We start from the raw sequence: 17,186 nt of genomic DNA, 5'->3' as shown, positions 1-17,186 counted from the left end.
CGGAGCTAGCCTTTGGCCGATGGACGAGCCGGCGCACGAGGAGACCCGCGGGCGGGCCGGGACCGGCCCGTGGTGGCGGGGCCGCGGGGCCGCTGCGGCGATGGTGTTCGCCGTGGCCGGGGTCCTGACCGGGGTGACGGTCTGGGCCCGCCACGACGCCGGCGCGGCCGGCGGGACGCCGGCCCTGGACCTCGCGGTCGGCGCGGCGGCCTTGCTGCTGTCGCCCGCGCTGCTGTGGCGTCCGGTCCCGGTGGCGCTGGTGCTCACCGCGCTGGCGGCGGTGTCACCGGCCGCGACGCCGGCGGCGACGATCGCCGCGCTGCAGGTGGCGCAGCGGCGGCCGTTCCCCGTCGCGGCGGGGGTCGGCGCGGCGGGGATCGGCGCGCACGTCGTCCAGGGGCTGTGGCAGCCGCCCGGCGGGATCTCGTTCGGGTGGTGGCTGCTGCTGATCGCGGCCGGCTACGGCGCGCTGGTCGGCTGGGGCGCGCTGGCCCGGGCGCGCCGCGCGCTGCTGGTGTCGCTGAGCGAACGCGCCCGCCGCGCGGAGGCCGAGCAGGGCCGCAGGGTCGCCGAGGCACGCATGGCCGAGCGGACGCGGATCGCCCGGGAGATGCACGACGTGCTGGCGCACCGGCTGTCGCTGCTGGCCACCTACGCGGGGGCGCTGGAGTACCGGCCCGACGCGCCGCCCGAGAAGCTGTCGCAGGCCGCGGGGGTGGTCCGCGCCGGGGTGCACCAGGCCCTCGACGAGCTGCGGGAGGTGATCCTGCTGCTGCGCGGCGAGGACGCGGCCGAGGAGGGCCGTCCGCAGCCCGTCCTGGCCGACGTGTCGCACCTGGTGCGGGAGTCCCGCGACGCCGGCGGGACGGTGGAGCTGCGCGATGAGGTGGCCGACCCGGGCGCCCTGCCCGCGGCGGCCGGGCGGACCGCGTACCGGGTGGTCCAGGAGGGCCTGACCAATGCCCGCAAGCACGCCGCGGGCCGGCCCGTCACGGTGGCGCTGGAGGGCCGGCCCGGCACCCGGCTGGTGATCGACATCCGCAATCCGCTGCCCGCCGCCGGCGCCGGGCCCGCCGCGCCCGGCAGCGGGACGGGGCTGGTCGGGCTGACCGAGCGGGTGCGGCTGGCCGGCGGGCGGCTCGACCACGAGACCACCGCGGGCGAGTTCCGGCTGCGCGCCTGGCTACCATGGCCGGCGTGACCCGTCCCCTGCGCGTGCTGATCGTCGACGACGACGCGCTCGTCCGCGCGGGGCTGTCGATGATGCTGGACGGGACGGGCGGCATCGCGGTGGCCGGGGAGGCCGCCGACGGCGACGAGGTGCCCGCGGCCGCCGACCTGCACGCCCCCGACGTCGTGCTCATGGATCTGCGGATGCCGCGGGTGGACGGCATCACCGCGACCCGCAGGCTGCGGGCCCGGGCGAACCCGCCCGAGGTGATCGTGCTGACGACGTTCGACTCCGACGAGAACATCCTGCGCGCGCTGCGCGCCGGCGCCAGCGGGTTCCTGCTCAAGGACACCCCGCCGGACCAGATCGTCCAGGCGGTCCGGCAGGTCGCGGCCGGGGACCCGATCCTGTCGCCGCGGATCACCCGCCGGCTCATGGACCGCGCCGCCGTGGAGGCCGGCGCCTACCAGCGGGCCCGCGCGGCGCTGGAGGGCCTCAGCCCGCGCGAGGGCGAGGTGGTCCTGGCGATCGCCCGGGGATGCTCCAACGCCGAGATCGCCGCGGAGTTGTTCATGAGCGTGGCCACGGTCAAGGCGCACGTGTCCAGCGTCCTGACCAAGCTGGACATGGGCAACCGCACGCAGATAGCCCTGCTGGCCCACGACGCCGGTCTCGTCTGAGGGCCGGGCCGCGGAGGGCGGCTCTCCGAATCCGGCCTCGGCTCGGACGCGCTCGATGGCCGGGTGCGATCCTGTGAAGGTGTCGGACGGGGGGCGGCGGCTCCGACGTCTCCGGTGGCGCCGCAGGTCAAGGGGTGACGAACGTTCCGGCGCGGGCGGCCGCGGCGGCGGCCGCGGCGGCGCGGTCGGCGGCGGCCTCGTCGACCGCCTCGCCGGTGACGAACAGCCGGTAGTACAGCGGCGCGACCGCGACCCGGACGACGTCGGCGGCGTCGGTCCCGGCGGGCGCCTCGCCGCGTCCGACCGCGCGCTCGACGACGGCCGCGGACTGCTCGTGCCGCCGCGCGAAGAAGGCGTGCAGGGCGCGGGCGGCGCCGGGGCTGTGCGCGGCGGCCAGCACGAACGCGCGGGCGACGGGTCCCTGCCCGGGGTCGGTGAAGCCGGTCAGGACGAGCCGGGCGATCGCGCGCAGGTCACCGGCGAGGGTGCCGGTGTCGGGGACCGGCCACGGTTCCCCGGCGGCGAGGTCCAGTGCGTCGGCGATGAGTCCGTCGGCGTTTCCCCAGCGCCGGTAGACGGTGGTCTTGTGGACGCCGGAGCGGGCGGCGACGCCGTCGACGGTGAGCCCCGGGTAGCCGTGTTCGGCCAGCTCGGCGAGGGTGGCCTCCCGGACGGCGTCGCGCACCCGCGCGGTGCGGCCTCCGGGGCGGACGGTCCCGGGCCCGGGGGCGGGGGCGGTCAAGCGCCGTCCCGGGGAGATCGGCGGTACGGGCGGCGGTTTTCCACGCGAACATCGTAACGCAACAACCGTTGCGTTAACCTCGCCTCCGCGAGGAAACAGCAGTTGAGGACGAGGGGGGACACGTCATGACGCAGGGTTCGTACGCCACGATCAGGGAGTTCACGGTCTGCGGACCGGACTCGGGCCCGTACGGCATCACCGCCGGGCCCGACGGCGCCCTGTGGTTCACGCTGGTCCACGAGGGCCGCGTGGGCCGGATGGAACCGGACGGGCGGCTCACCCTGCACCCCCCCGATCCCCTCCCCGGCGGGCCGATGATCATCACGGCGGGCCCGGACGGCGCGCTGTGGTTCACCGCCTTCCGCGGCGACGCGATCGGCCGGATCACCACCGGCGGCGACGTCGCGCGGTTCGCCGTCCCGGAGGGCTGCGGCCCGTGCGGGATCGCGGCCGGGCCCGACGGCGCCCTGTGGTTCACCCAGATGCACACCGGCCGCATCGGCCGGATCACCACCGGCGGGCGCGTCACCGAGCACCCGCTGCCCGTCCCGGACGCCATGCCCTCGATGATCACGGCGGGCCCGGACGAGGCGATGTGGTTCACCCTCAACCAGGGCAACGCGGTCGGCAGGATCGCGCCGGACGGGGACCTGGCCGTCCACCCGCTGCCCACCGAAGGGTCCGCGCCGGTCGGCATCACCGCCGGGCCCGACGGCGCGCTGTGGTTCACCGAGATCGGCACCGGGCACATCGGCCGGATCACCACCGACGGGAAGGTCACCGAGTACCCGCTGCCCGACCCCGCCGCCCGCCCGCACGCCATCGTCGCCGGCCCCGGCGGGGACCTGTGGTTCACCGAGTGGGGCACCGCGCACATCGGCCGCATCACGCCCCGGGGCCGCATCGACGAGCACCCGCTGCCGACCCCCGGATGCGAGCCGCACGGCATCGCGCTCGGCCCGGACGGCGCGCTGTGGGTGGCGCTGGAGACCGGGGCGCTCGCCCGCGTCACCGCCGCCTGACCCACCGGCTCGACCTCCGTTTCCCCTCCGGTTCACACGCGCCCGGGACGGAAAACCGGTTGGCATGATCGGCGCCGTTCACTACAACGGTCGGCATGCTCCGCAAATATCCCCGGACCCGGCACATCGAGGGGTCCCGGCTCCAGCCGGGCGACCACGACCTCGCCTCGGTGCCGTTCACCGCGATCGCCGGGCGGTATCTGGTGGTGGAGGAGAAACTCGACGGCGCCAACGCCGGCATCAGCTTCACCTCCGGTGGGGAGCTGCGGCTGCAGAGCCGCGGCCACTACCTGACGGGCGGGCCCCGGGAACGCCAGTTCGGGCCGCTGAAGGCGTGGGCGGCGTCCGTCCAGCACGTCCTGAGGGAACGGCTTGAGGACCGGTACGTCCTGTACGGGGAGTGGCTGTACGCCAAGCACACCGTCTTCTACGATTCGCTGCCGCACTATTTCTGCGAGTTCGACGTCCTCGACCGGTCCGACGGGACGTTCCTGTCGACCGGGCGGCGCCGTGAGCTGCTCGCGGGCACGCCGGTGGTGCCGGTGCCCGTGCTGCACGAGGGTCCGCTGCGGGACGTGGCGGCGCTGACCGCGTTCGCGGGGCCGTCCACGTGCCGAACCCCGCGGTGGCGGGACGCGCTGCGCGCCGCGGCGCGGGCGGGCGGCGCCGATCCCGGCCGCGTCGCCGAGGAGACCGACACCTCCGACGACATGGAGGGCCTCTACATCAAGGTGGAGGAGGGCGGGAAGACCGTCGACCGCTACAAGTGGGTGCGGCCGAGTTTCCTGACCGCGATCCTGGACTCGGGCACCCACTGGCAGGAGCGCCCGATCGTCGCCAACGGCCTGGCCGACCCGGAGGTGCTGTATGCGGGTGTTCGATGACCTGTGCCCGGCGCCGCCGCACTGGACCGTCCCGTGGGAGCGGATCCGGGACGCGTTCGGCTGGGTCCGCGACATGGCCGGCGTCCCGCAGGACGCGGTGTTCCACGGCGAGGGCGACGTCGAGATCCACACCCGGATGGCGTGCGAGGCGCTGGCGTCGCTGCCGCAGTGGCGGGCGCGCCCGCACGCCGAGCGGGTGCGGCTGTTCACGGCCGTGCTGATGCACGACATCGCCAAGCCGCACTGCACGAGCATCGACGGCGACGGCCGCATCACCGCGCGCGGCCATTCGCGGCGCGGTGACCTGATGGTGCGGCGGATCCTGTGGGAGATGGGCGCGCCGCCCGCCTGGCGCGAGCACGTCGCCGCGCTGATCCGCCACCACCAGGTGCCGTTCTGGGCGCTGGAACGCCCCGACCTGCAGCAGATCGTGTTCCGTGTCAGCCTGCTGGCCCGCAACGACGACCTGGTGCTGCTGGCGTCGGCCGACATCCTCGGCCGGATCTGCCCCGACACCGAGGAGCTGCTGGACAACGTCGCCCTGTACGGGGAGTACTGCGCCGAGCAGGAGTGCCTGGACGTCCCGCGCGTGTTCCCGTCCGACCACGCCCGGTTCTGGTACTTCCGCAAGCCCGGCCGCGACCCCGGCTACGCCGCCTACGACGACACGCGCCTGACCGCGACCGTCCTGTCCGGCCTGCCGGGCGCCGGCAAGGACCACTGGATCGCCGCCAACCGGCCGGGCGTGCCCGTCGTCAGCCTCGACCGGCTGCGCGGAGAGATGGGCGTGTCCCCCGCCGGCGACCAGCGCGCCGTGGCCGCCGCCGCGCACGAGGCGGCCCGCGGGCATCTGCGCGCCGGGCGGTCGTTCGTGTGGAACGCCACCAACGTGTCGCGGACGCAGCGTGATCTGTGCACCGGCCTCATCGCCCGCTACCGGGGCCGGGTCGAGGTCGTGGCGCTGGAGGCGCCGCCCGGCGTGCTCCGCGACCGCAACCGCGGCCGGCGCTCCCCCGTCCCGGACGCGGTCATCGACCGTCTCGTCCGCCGCTGGGAGATCCCCGATCCGACCGAGGCCCACCGGGTCGACTGGCTGACGACCGGCTGACCTGCGGCCGCGCGTCCCCGCCGGCGGCCCGGCCGCGCGCGGCCGGGGCCGCCGCCACGTTTAGTCCGCGACCTGGGGGAACGGCTGTACCCGGGCTTCGTAACGAGGACGTGGAGGAGGCCGGAGCCATGAGCATCGCGCGGCCGGCACAGGACGGCAGAACCGAGGCCGGGACCCGGACCGAAACGGGGACCGGGGGGGTGCACCGGCACGATTACGGGCGCGCCCCCGAATTCCACGGCGCGGACCACGAAGCGGGGACGGGCGAGCTGGTCAGGCAGGCGACGCGGCAGGCGTCGGAGTTGATGCGCGCCGAGCTGCGTCTCGCGGTGGCCGAGCTGAAGGACAAGGGCCGCCACGCCGGGACCGGCGCCGGAATGTTCGGCGGCGCCGCCCTGGTGGCGCTGTACGCGGTGGCCGTGCTGCTCGCGGCGGCGGTCGCCGCGATCGCGCTGGTCCTGCCGGTGTGGGCGGCCGCCCTCATCATCGGCGGGTTCCTCATGCTGGTCGCGGGCGTCCTGGCCCTGCTCGGCCGGTCGCAGGCCAAGCGCGCCACACCGGCCAAACCCGAGAAGGCCATGGACGGGGCGAAGCAGACCGTGGCGGAGCTGAAGGAGAGGGCGACGCACCGATGACCACGCAGGGCAAGCAGGGCGCCGGGGCGGGGACCGAGGAGCTTCGGCAGGAGGTCGACCGGGCGCGCCACGATCTGGGCGAGACGGTGGAGCAGCTCGCCGCCAAGGCCGATGTGAAGGCCATGGCCAGGCAGAAGGCCGCCGACGCCAAGAGCAGGATGCGGGAGTCGGCCGCGTCGGCGCGGGAGGTCACCGCGCGGGTCAAGGGCGCCGGCGCGGCGGACCAGGCCAAGCGGGGCGGCGCCGTCGTCGCGTCGGCGGGCGCGGTCGCGCTCGCGGCGGTGTGGATGCGCCGGCGCCGCTCACCCAAGGCACGGCTGCGCCCGGGGCGCGGGCGGGGCCGCAACGCCCCGGTGCGTGTGGTGTTCCGCACCGGCCAGAGGCAGGCCGTCCGCGTGCGCCGCCGTCGCCGCACGCTGCTGTGAGGAGAGTTCGGTCATGACCGAACCGGGTGGACCCACCGCGCTGCGCGCCACGTCGTGGAAACAGGCGCTCAAGCGCACGATCGGGGAGTTCAAGAGGGACAACCTGACCTCCTGGGCCGCCGCGCTCACCTACTACGCCATTCTGTCGATCTTCCCGGCGATCCTGGTGGTGGTGTCCCTGGTCGGCCTGGCCGGCCAGTCGGCCACCGACGACCTGATCTCCAGCGTCAGCGACCTGGCCCCCGGGGCGGTCGGCGACCTGCTCATCAGCTCGATCAACCAGCTGCAGGGCAGCGGCGGAGGCGCCGGCGTCATCGCCCTGCTGAGCCTGGCCGGCGCCGTGTGGTCGGCGTCGGGGTATGTCGGGGGGTTCATGAAGGCCTCCAACATCGTCTACGACATTCCCGAGGGGCGGCCGATCTGGAAGACGGTCCCCATCCGGATCGCCGTGACGCTGCTGGCGCTGGCGGTGCTGGCGGCGTCGGTGATCGCGGTGGTGGTGTCGGGGCCGCTGGCCCGCGAGATCGGCGACGTCCTCGGCCTGGGCTCCCAGGCCGTCACCATCTGGAGCATCGCCAAGTGGCCGGTGATGCTGCTGGTGATCAGCTTCCTGTTCTCGCTGCTGTACTGGGCCTCGCCCAACGCCAAGCGGGGCTTCCAGTGGGTCACGCCGGGCGGGCTGGTCGCGGTCCTGCTGTGGCTGGCGGCCTCGGGCCTGTTCGCGCTGTACGTGGCGAACTTCGCCTCCTACAACAAGACCTACGGCAGCATCGCCGGGATCATCATCTTCCTGGTGTGGCTGTGGATCACGAACCTGGCGATCCTGCTGGGCGCCGAACTGAACGCCGAGCTGGAACGCGGCCGCGCCATCGCCGGCGGACACGACGCCGAGGCGGAGCCGTACGTGGAGTTCCGCGACACCCGCGCGTTCGACGACGAAGAACGCCGCGAGACCGGTGCCGGCGAGTCGGCGGACGGCGAGGACGGCCACCCGGACGGCGGCGCCCGACGCGCCGAGGCCGAGGCGGCACCGGCCCCCCGCCGGGGACGGCCGGGCGGCGGCCGCCCCTAGAAAGCCGCCCCCGGAGGCCGCTCCCGGCCCCGCTCGCGCGGCGGGGCCAGGCGCTTTCCCGGGCAATCACGGGTCGCATAAGGCCGAACACGGCGAATAGGATCATCGCATGCTCCGTCCGGCCTATCCGATCGAGACCGAGCGGCTGACCCTGCGGCCGTTCTGTCCGAACGACCTCGAGGACCTGTACGCCTACCAGTCCCTGCCCGAGGTAGCTCGCTTCCTGTACTGGGAACCCCGGAACCTGGAGGAGTCCCGCGCGTTCCTGAAGCAGAAGATGTCCGCGTCCACCGTGGAGAAGGAGGGCGACTGGCTCGTCCTGGCGGTGGTGTGGCGCCAGACCGGCGACCTGATGGGCGAGGTGAACCTGCAGTGGCGCAGCCGGGAGCACCGGCAGGGCGAGATCGGGTACATCTTCCATCCCGCCTACCACGGCAAGGGGTTCGCGACCGAGGCCGCCGAGGTCGTGCTGCGGCTGGGTTTCGAGGGGCTCGACCTGCACCGCGTGGTGGGGCGGCTGGACGGCCGCAACACCGCGTCCGCGCGGGTGCTGGAGCGGCTCGGGATGCGCCGCGAGGCGCGCCTGGTGCAGAACGAGATGGTCAAGGGCGAATGGTCCGACGAGGTCGTCTACGCGATGCTGCGGCACGAGTGGGACGCCCGCTCCGGGCGCTGAACCCGCCCCCGATCTGCTGACCGGTCAGCGGCCCGCCTGCTCGTCCAGGGTGCGGGCGAGGTCGCGGACGTGGCCGCGCAGCTCGGCGGGGCGGCGGATGACGAACGGGAGGCCGAGCCCGGCCAGCATCCGCGGCATCCCGTCCAGCCGCTCCGCCCGGGTGATCATGACCACTCCCCCGGCGGTCTCGGTGAGCGTGGCGGTGGTGGTGCGCCTGAAGCAGCTCCAGCATCGCCAGGACGCGGGTCGTCGGATGCGACGGTGCGGGGTATGACACGGGTCACTCACCAAATCCGGGCGGTTTCTGTCCGGTATTGACCGTAGCGTGAGGTCACATCCACGGAGAAGGGACGGCTGACATGGCTACGTTCGTCCTGGTCCCCGGCTACTGGCTCGGCGCCTGGGCGTGGGACGAGGTGGCGGCCGAGCTGCGTGCCGCGGGCCACGACGTCCACGCGGTGACACCGGCCGGGCAGGCCGAGCGCGCCGGCGAGGCCGCGCCCGGCGTCGACGTCGACACCCACATCGCCGACATCGTGTCGGTCATCGAGGGCGGCGCCCTGGAGCGGGTCGTGCTCGTCGCGCACAGCGGCGCGAACATGGCCGCCACGGGGGCGTCGGACCGGATCCCCGGGCGGATCGCGCGGATCGTGTACGTCGACACCGGGCCGATGCCGCCGGGCATGGCCGGAATCGACTTCCACGACCCGCAGGCCCGTGCGGAGCTGGAGAAGCAGGTCGCCGAGCAGGGCGAGGGGTGGAAGATCCCGGTGCCGCCGTTCGACCCGGAGTCCGACCCGGACAATCTCGCCGGCCTGTCCGCCGAGCAGCTCGCCGTGATGCGCGAGCGCGGCACACCGCAGCCGTTCGGCACGGCGACGCAGGCGCTGACGCGTCCCGATCCCCTGCCCGCGACGCCGCGCACGCTGATCGCGAACACGATCCCGCTCGCGGCGGTGAAGGCGATGGGCGAGCAGGGCCACCCGGTCTTCTCGATGATGACCGGGCCCGGCTGGACCTACCGGGAGCTGCCGACCGGCCACTGGCCGATGTTCTCCCGGCCGCGCGACCTCGCCGCGCTCCTCGGCGAGGTGTCGGCCCTGGAGCCCGCCGGGCGGTCGTGACCGTGCGCGGTGGCGGTGTGGCCGGGCGGGTCCGGATGACTCACTTCTTCACAGCCCGCGGCGCATTTCTTGTCAAAGGCCCCTGTAGATCGATCCGGTGGAGGCGAGGAAACTCGGCGTGGTCGCGCGGCCACGGGGGTCGGGCCGTTTCCGCGAGGAGCGCAGATGACAACGTCCGTTCGCCGTCGGCCACTCCAGGGACAGTGGAAGCGCTCGCTCGCCGCCGGCTCGGTCGCCGTCGTCCTCGTCGCCGGGCTCGGTGCGGTGGGTGCGGGCGCCGCGCAGGCCGCGCCCGCTCGGACTCTCGCGGCGCCGGTCGCGGCCGACAGCGGGGCGCGCATCACCGCGGAGAAGAAGGTCGGCGAGCACGCGGTCGACATCACGATCGACTCGCCGTCGCTGGGCACGTCGGTGAACGCCCGCATCCTGCTGCCGAGGGACTGGCAGCGCGGCGCGCAGGCGACGTGGCCGGTCCTGTACGCCTTCCACGGCGGCCAGGACGACTACACGTCCTGGGCCAGGAACACCGACATCGAGGCGTGGGCGCTCAAGTACAACGTCATCGTCGTCATGCCCGAGGGCGCCAACGGCTCCTACACCGACTGGTACAACTACGGCAAGGGCGGGACGCCCAAGTGGGAGACCTTCCACACCGCCGAGGTGCGCCAGCTGCTGGAGCGCAACTACGGCGCGGGCGCGCTGCGCGCGGCCATCGGCAACTCCTCGGGCGGCGCGGGCGCGATGAGCTACGCGGCCCGGCACCCGGGGCTGTTCAAGTACGCGGCGTCGCTGAGCGGCATCCTGTCGATGCGGTCGATCGGCATGCCGGCGATGCTGATGTTCACCAACGCCGGCAACGGCCAGGACCCGTTCGCGATCTGGGGGATCCCGTGGGCCGACGACGCCAACTGGGCGGCGCACGACCCGTACTCGCTGGCGCCGAAGCTGCGCGGCACCGGCCTGTTCTTCTCCGCCGGCACGACGGGGCGTCCCGGTCCCGGTGACCCGGGCGTCGCGCCGTGGGACATCGGCCTGCTCAGCGAGATCGCGATCGGCGCGAACACCAAGGAGTTCAAGAAGCGCCTGGACGAGCTGGGCATCCCCCACACGGCGCACATCTACGGTGACGGCCGGCACAACTGGCCCGCGTGGATCCGCGAGGCGGGCTTCATCTGGCCGTCGCTGATGGAGTCGATCGGCGCCCGGAAGTTCTGACACCGCCCGGCCCGTGTGACCGGCCCGTGTGACCGGCCCGTGTGACCGGCCCGTGTGACCGGCGCGTGCCACGGGCCCGTGTGATGATCCCGGCCCGGCCCGGTTCCGTGGCGGCTGCGGCTGCCGTCCCGGAACCGGGCCGCCCTGTCAGCGGCGGTAGCCGAGGCCGTGGCCGAAGGGGTACAGGGCGGTGCCGGGCTCGTCCCGGACGGGGATGGCGACCGGCAGCCGCCCGCGCGGGTTCAGCTCGCCGAACAGGGTCTTGGCGGCCGACCGCAGCGCCTCGGCGGTGTAGGAGTAGGTGGCCAGGTAGGTGGTGGCCTCGGGGAACCAGGCGATGTCGTAGGGGTCGCGGACGGCGATGACGACGACGGGCGTGCCGGTGGCGGCGAGGGCCTTGACGAGGTTCATCTGCCCGGGGCCGTTGTGGCCGGGCTCGTCTTCGACGTCCCAGGCGCGGTTGGTGACGGCGACGACGAGGTCCTGGCCGCGCGCGGCTTCGGCGGCCTCGTCGATCTGCGCCCGGGTGGGCCTGATGCCGGTCTGCCGGATGGTGGCGGTGGCGCCGCGCCGGGCGATCTCGGTGCCGAGGGCGGCGGTGGTGGACACGCCCCATCCGGTGACCAGGACGTCGCGGGCGCCGGGCCGCAGCGGCAGGACGCCGGCGTCGTTCTCGACCAGGGTGGTGGTGCGGTCGGCGGCGCGCTGCGCGGCGGCCAGGTGCGCGGGCGTCCCGACCACCTCGCCGACCCGGGACTCGGCGGTGTAGGGGTCGCGGAACAGGCCGCGCTCGTGCTTGAGCTCGAGGATCCGGTAGACCGACGCGTCGATGCGCTCCTCGGTCAGCTCACCGGACTCGACGGCGGCGACGACGGCGGCGAGCTGCCGGGGGAACACGCCGGCGCCGTCGTCGTCCACGGGCGGTTTGAGCAGCACGTCGGCGCCGGCCTTGAGGGCGAGGACGGGGATGCGCTCGTCGCCGTACTTGTCGCGGACGCCCTGCATGTCGAGGGCGTCGGTGACGACGACGCCGCGGTAGCCGAGCCGGTCGCGCAGGATGCCGGTGAGGATGGGCCGCGACAGGGTCGCGGGGTCGCCGGACGGGTCCAGCGACGGCACGACGATGTGCGCGGTCATGATCGAGTCGACGCCGGCGGCGATGGCGGCGCGGAAGGGCGGCAGGTCGAGCCGTTCCCATTCCCGGCGGGTGTGGTCGATCTCGGGGACGCCGCTGTGGCTGTCGGTGGTGGTGTCGCCGTGGCCGGGGAAGTGCTTGGCGGTCGCGGTGACGCCGCCGGACCGGTATCCGCGGATCTGCGCGGTGACCATGTCCGACACCAGGCCGGGGTCGGAGCCGAAGGACCGGACGCCGATGACGGGGTTGGCGGGGTTGACGTTGACGTCGGCGTCGGGGGCGTAGTCCTGGTTGATGCCGATGGCGCGCAGTTCCCGTCCGGTGATGCGGGCCAGGGCGCGGGCGTCGCCGGTGCGGCGGCCGGCGGCCAGGGCCATGGCGCCGGGCGACTGCGTCGCGGGCGGCTGGATGCGGGCGACGATGCCGCCCTCCTGGTCGGTGGCGATCGTCGCGGGGATCCGGTGGGGCCCGGCCATCGCGGCGCGCTGGATGCCGTTGGAGAACGCGGCGACCTGGTGGGGGTCGTCGATGTTGTTGCCGTAGTAGATGAATCCGCCGGGCCGGTACCGGGCCATGACCTGCGCGGCGTTGCCGGCCCCGTACAGCCTGCGGTTGGCGGCGACGTCGGCGGGGTCGGTGGTGTCGGCGCTCTTGCCGTGGATCTGCAGGACGAACAGCTGGGCGGCCTTCTCCTCCAGTGTCATCGACCGCAGGATGCGCATGAGCTCCGGGTTCTTTCCGTGGCCGCCGCCGTTTCCGCCGCCGGGCGGCGCGGCGTGCGCGGCGGGCGTCATCATGGCGGTGAGGCCGGTGACGGCGAGAGCACCGGCGGTGAGGCCGGCGAGCCACCGGCGGCGGCGCGTGCGGGGACGGTACATGACGGCTCCCTCCGGCCCCCGAACTTCGGATGATCAAGGTCTTTCTCGCACGCTAGCCCCGGGCGGCGGCGCCGTCCACGGCAAGGGTCGACGACGCCGCGGCCGGGGGCGCGTCAGTTGCGGCGCAGCCACCGCCACCAGTGACCGCCGGGCGGGTCCGGTTCGGTCAGCGGATGGTCCTCGACGCGGTAGCGGCGGACGTAGGCGCTCGCGAACGCCTGCACGCTGGCGCCGAGCGGCACCGCCAGCAGCACCCCGGCGGGCCCGGCGACGGCGGCGCCGGCCAGGATGAGCCCGAACGCGACGGCGGGGTGCACGTCGACGGTGCGGGCGGTGATGCGGGGGTGCAGCAGGTAGTTCTCCAGCTGCTGGTAGGCGAGGACGAACAGCAGTATCCACAGCGCGGTCGACGGCGCCACGGTCAGCGCGATCAGGACGGGCACCGCGCCGGCCAGGTAGGTGCCGACGGCGGGGATGAACTGCGACACCACCCCCACCCACAGAGCCAGGACCGCGGCGTAGGGGATCCCGAGCCCGGCCATGGCGATGTAGTGCGCGATCCCGGAGACCAGGGCCAGCAGTCCGCGCGAGTAGAGGTAGCCGCCGGTCTTGTCGACGGCGATCTCCCAGGCCCGCAGCGCCTGCCGCTGGTGGAGGGGCGGCAGCAGGGAGCACACCGTCCGGCGGAACCGCGGGCCCTCGGCCGACAGGTAGAAGGTGAACAGCACCACGCCGAGGGCCTTGAACACGACGCCGAACGCGGTGGCGCCGATCCCCCACACGTTGGTCGCCAGGGACGACAGGTGCCGCGACAGGGCGCCGGTGACGGTGGGGAGCCGCTGGAACAGGGTGTCCTGCGACAGGCCGGTCCCGAAGGTGGCGTTGACCCATCCGATGACCTGGTCGACGTATCCGGGGAACCCTTCGACGAGGCCCGCGGCCTGGGTGGCCAGCAGCGATCCGATGCCGCTGAGGAACCCGCCGGTCAGGACGGCGACGACCAGGAACATCGCGGCGGTGGCGGGGCCGCGCCGCCACCCGTGCCGGGCCAGGAAGTTGACGGCCGGTTCGATCGCGAACGCCAGGAACAGCGAGATCAGCAGGAGCAGCAGCAGGTCCCGCAGCCGCTGCAGCAGCCACATCGCCGCCATGAACGCCAGGACGACGGCGCCGGCGAGCACGAACGCCTTCGGCAGCCAGGGCGGCATCGCGTGCGCGTCGCCGGCTGCGGGCCGCCCGGCGGGCGGTTCGGCGGGGGCGTCGGGCGGGACGTCGGCGGGCGCGTAGGCGGGCCTGTCGCCGGGCGTCTGCGACATGCCCGCACGCTAACCGTGTCCCGCCGCCCGTTTCGGGCGTCCCGCCCCGCCGCGGGGCCGATCTTTGCCGAGATTTCAGCCGGGCGCGTTACCGGCGGTGTTCAGGGGGTTCGACAGGTCGGAGATCGCCCTGTCGAGCCGGGCCCGGCGCCCGGCCGGGGTCCTGGCCTTCAGCAGCGGAAGGATCACCAGGTAGCGGGCGGTCTTGTCGAGGGCCTCGAACCGGGCGGCGGCGCCGGGGTGGGCGGCCAGTGCCTCGGCCAGGTCGGGCGGGACGGTGGCGTTGCGCTGGGCGGTGTAGGCGGCGTCCCAGCGGCCGTCGGCCCGGGCGGCGGCGACCTCGGCGAGGCCGGGCGGGCGCATCCGCCCGGCGGCGGTGAGCGCCTCCACCTTCTCGACGTTCACCCGCGACCAGGGGCTGCCCTTGCGGCGGCGCGAGTACCGCTGCAGGTAGAAGGTCTCGTCGCAGGACTTGCGCCGGCTGTCGATCCAGCCGTAGCACAGGGCGACGTCCAGCGCCTCGGCGATGGTGACCGAGGTGGCGTCCGCCCCCTTCTTGGCGATCTTCAGCCAGGCGCCGCCTTCGCCGTCGTGGTTGGCGGCCAGCCACGCCTCCCACTGGGCGGCGTCCGCGAAATGCATCATCGTCCCAGGATGGCACCCGGCACCGACAACCGGCGCCGCCCCCTTGCCGGGACCCGATGGTGGACTCCTCGTGCGCGCGTGCCGCCTCATCGGCTTCCCACCCCATAGGCTACGGCCGGACGGGAGGCGCGTCAGGGCGTGTGATGAGCGGATCGGCGCGGCCTCCGGGCGGATCGCGGTGAAGGAGTGGGATGGTCAGCGACAACGCCGACAGGCTGGCGGTGCTCATCGACGCCGACAACGCCCAGCCCACGATCATCGAGGGGCTGCTGGCGGAGGTCGCCAAGTACGGCACCGCCCATGTCAAGCGCGCCTACGGCGACTGGACCGGGACGAGCCTGCGCGGCTGGAAGGAGCGGCTGCTGGAGCAGTCGATCCAGCCGATCCAGCAGTTCGCCTATACGACGGGCAAGAACGCCACGGACGCGGCGATGGTCATCGACGCGATGGACCTGCTGTATTCGGACCGGTTCGACGGGTTCTGCCTGGTCTCCAGCGACAGCGACTTCACCCGCCTGGCCGCGCGGATCCGCGAGTCGGGCCTGACCGTGTACGGGTTCGGGGAGCGCAAGACGCCCAAGCCTTTCGTGGCGGCGTGCGACAAGTTCATCTACATCGAGAACCTCGCCTACGACCAGGTCTCGGCCGCGCCCGCCGCCGCGGCGCTGCAGCCGGCGCCCTCTTCGTCGGCCGCGACGCTCAAGCAGGACACGGCGCTAGTGAACCTTCTGCGCAACGCCGTGGAGGGCGCCTCCGACGAGGACGGGTGGGCGGCGCTGGCGGGGGTCGGCCACATCATCACCAACCAGCGCCCCGAGTTCGACTCCCGCAACTACGGCTTCGCCAAGCTCAGCGAGCTGATCGCGGCGACGACGCTGTTCGAGCTGGACCGCCGCAGCCCGGGCGACGGGAAGCCGGGCATCATCTACGTCCGCGACAAGCGCCGCCGGGACAAGAGGCCGGCTTCCTGACGGGCGCTGAGTTCCTGACGGGCGCTGACCCGGCGGCGCCCCCGCCGACCATAACTTCTACTTCTGGCATTCAGAAGGACCATGTCTTTGACTTCTGGATGGGCGGTGCCGACGATGGAGGTGACGGCGTCCGGCACAAGGGGGAGTTCATGACGGAGTACGAGAAGGCCATGCGGCCGGAGGACATCACGCGGCTGTTCGTCGAGCGGTCCAACGCCGGTGACGCGGAGGGCGTCGCGGCCCTCTACGAGAAGGACGCGGTGATGGCCTACCCGCCTGGTTCGCAGACGGTGGGCCGGGACGCGATCCGCGAGCTGTGGGAGAAGGTGCTGGCCGGCCGCCCGCGTTTCGAGCCGGAGGAGCCGCTGCCGACCCTGGTCAACGGTGACGTCGCGCTCACTTCGACGCCGCCGAGGGACGGGGCCGGTGCCCGCGCGCAGGTCGCGCGGCGCCAGCGCGACGGGAGCTGGCTGCGGGTCCTGGACCAGCCCGAGTTCGTCGCAGCGCGGTAGGGCGGTCGAGGCCGCATGCGGGCGGGCCCGCATGCGGCCTCTTGGACGAGGCGTGTCTCGCGCGGAGGGGAACGCGCGCGCCGCGGCCGCATCCCGCTAGTCCCCGGCCATCACGGTGAAGGTGAAGCCGGCGCTCGTGGGGCGGTGCAGCGGGATGCCGCACTTGATCCGGCGCCGTACCTGGTTGCGGGTGAGGCCGAGCCCTTGCGCGATGAGCCGTTCCGGGCGCACCGGCACCGGGTCGTCGAAGGCGACCTCGACCCGGAACGGCCACGCGTCGTCGGGCCGGGCCGGCGGGGCGTCCAGCCGCCAGGCGCCCGTCCAGTCCAGGGCGATGCGGTTGCGGCGGGCGAACAGCGGGTCCAGCAGCGTGACCGCCACCAGTTCCGGGTCGTTGACGCGGTAGCCGTGGAGCTCGGCCGGATCGATGGATCTGACCGGCGCTCGCTCGTGCACGGTGAGCTTGCTCGTCCGATCGCAGGACACGCAGGCGACCAGCAGCCAGACGTCCAGCCGCCTGCCGTTGGCGTTGACGCGGAACCGTCCCCGGCCGGTGGTGGCCGACTCGGCGCGGCAGTGCGCGCACCGCAGCGACAGCAGGGGCAGCCTGGTCCGGCGGACGACCCAGGGCAGCACGGTATGAGGTTGTGAAGACATGAGCTCTCTAGACCTGACACGAGGCCGATTACGCGCGGCCTCGAACGCTGTACGACCGGGCGCGCCAGGGCAGCCCGGCAGAGCCGGCGGGGGCGCCGGCTACAGGTGAGCGGAAGAAGGTGTCAGGTCTGAAGGGCAGGCGGGGTCACGCGGTCTCGTCCTTTGTCTTCACTGCGATCGGCCGCAGGCAACGTACGGGAACGCGGAGGGAGCCTTCAAACGGGTTCACGTCCACGGGAGTGGTGTATGGGGCGGGTGTGACCTGTGACCGGTTCGTGTCGTGATGGGCGAGTCCCCGTGACATGAGGACGGCCACCT

The 17,186-nt window shown here is 73.7% G+C and carries 19 protein-coding genes; 13 read left to right on the top strand and 6 right to left on the bottom strand.

The features are described from left to right. The first annotated feature begins 19 nt into the window (after positions 1-19). Both ACGFK0_RS13440 and ACGFK0_RS13435 read left to right on the top strand, forming a co-directional pair. A complete protein-coding gene (locus ACGFK0_RS13440; RefSeq protein WP_392904130.1) occupies positions 20-1,201 on the top strand; it encodes a sensor histidine kinase in 1,182 nt (393 codons plus the stop codon). Beyond that, positions 1,189-1,851 (top strand): response regulator, encoded by a 663-nt coding sequence (locus ACGFK0_RS13435; protein ID WP_392904127.1) that lies wholly within the window; start codon positions 1,189-1,191, stop codon positions 1,849-1,851. The genes ACGFK0_RS13440 and ACGFK0_RS13435 overlap by 13 nt, the downstream gene beginning before the upstream one ends. Positions 1,852-1,978: 127 nt before the next feature. Here the strand turns inward: ACGFK0_RS13435 and ACGFK0_RS13430 are convergent, their stop codons facing one another. Further along, a complete protein-coding gene (locus ACGFK0_RS13430) occupies positions 1,979-2,593 on the bottom strand; it encodes a TetR/AcrR family transcriptional regulator (RefSeq protein ID WP_392904124.1) in 615 nt (204 codons plus the stop codon). Positions 2,594-2,718: 125 nt separating this feature from the next. On the opposite strand from ACGFK0_RS13430, the gene ACGFK0_RS13425 reads away from it, so the two are divergent. The 7 genes from ACGFK0_RS13425 to ACGFK0_RS13395 all read left to right on the top strand — a co-directional run bounded on the left by ACGFK0_RS13425 (position 2,719) and on the right by ACGFK0_RS13395 (position 8,415). Next, entirely contained in the window at positions 2,719-3,615 is an 897-nt protein-coding gene (locus ACGFK0_RS13425; protein WP_392904122.1) for a virginiamycin B lyase, read from the top strand. A gap of 95 nt (positions 3,616-3,710) precedes the next feature. After that, positions 3,711-4,499, top strand: coding sequence for an RNA ligase family protein (locus ACGFK0_RS13420; protein ID WP_392904120.1), 789 nt, complete (start codon positions 3,711-3,713; stop codon positions 4,497-4,499). After that, complete coding sequence (locus ACGFK0_RS13415; RefSeq protein ID WP_392904117.1) at positions 4,483-5,607, top strand: AAA family ATPase; 1,125 nt, start codon at positions 4,483-4,485, stop codon at positions 5,605-5,607. The genes ACGFK0_RS13420 and ACGFK0_RS13415 overlap by 17 nt, the downstream gene beginning before the upstream one ends. 128 nt (positions 5,608-5,735) lie before the next feature. Next, complete coding sequence (locus tag ACGFK0_RS13410; protein ID WP_392904114.1) at positions 5,736-6,242, top strand: phage holin family protein; 507 nt, start codon at positions 5,736-5,738, stop codon at positions 6,240-6,242. After that, the gene (locus ACGFK0_RS13405; protein ID WP_392904112.1) at positions 6,239-6,667 is read left to right on the top strand and encodes a DUF3618 domain-containing protein; all 429 of its coding nucleotides are present in this window, start codon (positions 6,239-6,241) and stop codon (positions 6,665-6,667) included. Before ACGFK0_RS13410 ends, ACGFK0_RS13405 begins: the two co-directional genes overlap by 4 nt. A 13-nt stretch (positions 6,668-6,680) precedes the next feature. Beyond that, positions 6,681-7,739: a YihY/virulence factor BrkB family protein gene (locus tag ACGFK0_RS13400; protein ID WP_392904110.1), complete on the top strand. Its 1,059-nt coding sequence runs from the start codon at positions 6,681-6,683 to the stop codon at positions 7,737-7,739. Positions 7,740-7,848: 109 nt separating this feature from the next. Next, entirely contained in the window at positions 7,849-8,415 is a 567-nt protein-coding gene (locus ACGFK0_RS13395; RefSeq protein WP_392904107.1) for a GNAT family N-acetyltransferase, read from the top strand. A gap of 24 nt (positions 8,416-8,439) precedes the next feature. Here the strand turns inward: ACGFK0_RS13395 and ACGFK0_RS13390 are convergent, their stop codons facing one another. Beyond that, positions 8,440-8,583 carry a hypothetical protein gene (locus tag ACGFK0_RS13390; protein WP_392904104.1) on the bottom strand — a complete coding sequence of 48 codons (144 nt, stop codon included), beginning with the start codon at positions 8,581-8,583 and terminating at the stop codon, positions 8,440-8,442. Between the two features lie 191 nt (positions 8,584-8,774). On the opposite strand from ACGFK0_RS13390, the gene ACGFK0_RS13385 reads away from it, so the two are divergent. Together ACGFK0_RS13385 and ACGFK0_RS13380 are read left to right on the top strand one after the other, a co-directional pair. After that, complete coding sequence (locus ACGFK0_RS13385) at positions 8,775-9,539, top strand: alpha/beta fold hydrolase (RefSeq protein WP_392904101.1); 765 nt, start codon at positions 8,775-8,777, stop codon at positions 9,537-9,539. Positions 9,540-9,704: 165 nt separating this feature from the next. Continuing rightward, positions 9,705-10,754 carry an alpha/beta hydrolase gene (locus ACGFK0_RS13380; protein ID WP_392904099.1) on the top strand — a complete coding sequence of 350 codons (1,050 nt, stop codon included), beginning with the start codon at positions 9,705-9,707 and terminating at the stop codon, positions 10,752-10,754. A gap of 147 nt (positions 10,755-10,901) precedes the next feature. On the opposite strand, the gene ACGFK0_RS13375 is transcribed toward ACGFK0_RS13380, so the two are convergent. The 3 genes from ACGFK0_RS13375 to ACGFK0_RS13365 all read right to left on the bottom strand — a co-directional run bounded on the left by ACGFK0_RS13375 (position 10,902) and on the right by ACGFK0_RS13365 (position 14,728). Continuing rightward, a complete protein-coding gene (locus ACGFK0_RS13375) occupies positions 10,902-12,767 on the bottom strand; it encodes a glycoside hydrolase family 3 protein (protein ID WP_392904096.1) in 1,866 nt (621 codons plus the stop codon). 113 nt (positions 12,768-12,880) lie between these two features. Further along, positions 12,881-14,083: an AI-2E family transporter gene (locus tag ACGFK0_RS13370; protein ID WP_392904094.1), complete on the bottom strand. Its 1,203-nt coding sequence runs from the start codon at positions 14,081-14,083 to the stop codon at positions 12,881-12,883. Positions 14,084-14,158: 75 nt separating this feature from the next. Next, a complete protein-coding gene (locus tag ACGFK0_RS13365; protein WP_392904092.1) occupies positions 14,159-14,728 on the bottom strand; it encodes a YdeI family protein in 570 nt (189 codons plus the stop codon). A gap of 191 nt (positions 14,729-14,919) precedes the next feature. Here ACGFK0_RS13365 and ACGFK0_RS13360 point away from each other — a divergent pair, with 191 nt between their 5' ends. Together ACGFK0_RS13360 and ACGFK0_RS13355 are read left to right on the top strand one after the other, a co-directional pair. After that, positions 14,920-15,699, top strand: a complete 780-nt coding sequence (locus ACGFK0_RS13360) for an NYN domain-containing protein (protein ID WP_392904089.1) — start codon at positions 14,920-14,922, stop codon at positions 15,697-15,699. Between the two features lie 149 nt (positions 15,700-15,848). Then, the gene (locus ACGFK0_RS13355; RefSeq protein ID WP_392904087.1) at positions 15,849-16,211 is read left to right on the top strand and encodes a YybH family protein; all 363 of its coding nucleotides are present in this window, start codon (positions 15,849-15,851) and stop codon (positions 16,209-16,211) included. Between the two features lie 96 nt (positions 16,212-16,307). Here the strand turns inward: ACGFK0_RS13355 and ACGFK0_RS13350 are convergent, their stop codons facing one another. Beyond that, positions 16,308-16,847, bottom strand: coding sequence for a DUF1062 domain-containing protein (locus ACGFK0_RS13350; protein WP_392904085.1), 540 nt, complete (start codon positions 16,845-16,847; stop codon positions 16,308-16,310). Between the last annotated feature and the right edge of the window lie 339 nt (positions 16,848-17,186).

The organism is Spirillospora sp. NPDC048823, from assembly GCF_043198445.1.
Lineage (GTDB): Bacteria > Actinomycetota > Actinomycetes > Streptosporangiales > Streptosporangiaceae > Spirillospora.
The sequence above is the reverse complement of the archived record's forward strand: the minus strand, read 5'-3'. Positions and strand labels throughout refer to the sequence as shown.

Excerpts from the sequence above, each read along its gene's own strand:
- ACGFK0_RS13420 (WP_392904120.1), top strand. The coding sequence starts at position 3,711 with ATGCTCCGCAAATATCCCCGGACCCGGCACATCGAGGGGTCCCGGCTC.
- ACGFK0_RS13415 (WP_392904117.1), top strand. The coding sequence starts at position 4,483 with ATGCGGGTGTTCGATGACCTGTGCCCGGCGCCGCCGCACTGGACCGTC.
- ACGFK0_RS13360 (WP_392904089.1), top strand. The coding sequence starts at position 14,920 with ATGGTCAGCGACAACGCCGACAGGCTGGCGGTGCTCATCGACGCCGAC.
- ACGFK0_RS13440 (WP_392904130.1), top strand. The coding sequence starts at position 20 with ATGGACGAGCCGGCGCACGAGGAGACCCGCGGGCGGGCCGGGACCGGC.
- ACGFK0_RS13425 (WP_392904122.1), top strand. The coding sequence starts at position 2,719 with ATGACGCAGGGTTCGTACGCCACGATCAGGGAGTTCACGGTCTGCGGA.
- ACGFK0_RS13380 (WP_392904099.1), top strand. The coding sequence starts at position 9,705 with ATGACAACGTCCGTTCGCCGTCGGCCACTCCAGGGACAGTGGAAGCGC.
- ACGFK0_RS13365 (WP_392904092.1), bottom strand. The coding sequence starts at position 14,728 with ATGATGCATTTCGCGGACGCCGCCCAGTGGGAGGCGTGGCTGGCCGCC.
- ACGFK0_RS13400 (WP_392904110.1), top strand. The coding sequence starts at position 6,681 with ATGACCGAACCGGGTGGACCCACCGCGCTGCGCGCCACGTCGTGGAAA.
- ACGFK0_RS13435 (WP_392904127.1), top strand. The coding sequence starts at position 1,189 with ATGGCCGGCGTGACCCGTCCCCTGCGCGTGCTGATCGTCGACGACGAC.
- ACGFK0_RS13395 (WP_392904107.1), top strand. The coding sequence starts at position 7,849 with ATGCTCCGTCCGGCCTATCCGATCGAGACCGAGCGGCTGACCCTGCGG.
- ACGFK0_RS13355 (WP_392904087.1), top strand. The coding sequence starts at position 15,849 with ATGACGGAGTACGAGAAGGCCATGCGGCCGGAGGACATCACGCGGCTG.
- ACGFK0_RS13385 (WP_392904101.1), top strand. The coding sequence starts at position 8,775 with ATGGCTACGTTCGTCCTGGTCCCCGGCTACTGGCTCGGCGCCTGGGCG.
- ACGFK0_RS13390 (WP_392904104.1), bottom strand. The coding sequence starts at position 8,583 with ATGATCACCCGGGCGGAGCGGCTGGACGGGATGCCGCGGATGCTGGCC.
- ACGFK0_RS13405 (WP_392904112.1), top strand. The coding sequence starts at position 6,239 with ATGACCACGCAGGGCAAGCAGGGCGCCGGGGCGGGGACCGAGGAGCTT.
- ACGFK0_RS13375 (WP_392904096.1), bottom strand. The coding sequence starts at position 12,767 with ATGTACCGTCCCCGCACGCGCCGCCGCCGGTGGCTCGCCGGCCTCACC.
- ACGFK0_RS13410 (WP_392904114.1), top strand. The coding sequence starts at position 5,736 with ATGAGCATCGCGCGGCCGGCACAGGACGGCAGAACCGAGGCCGGGACC.
- ACGFK0_RS13370 (WP_392904094.1), bottom strand. The coding sequence starts at position 14,083 with ATGTCGCAGACGCCCGGCGACAGGCCCGCCTACGCGCCCGCCGACGTC.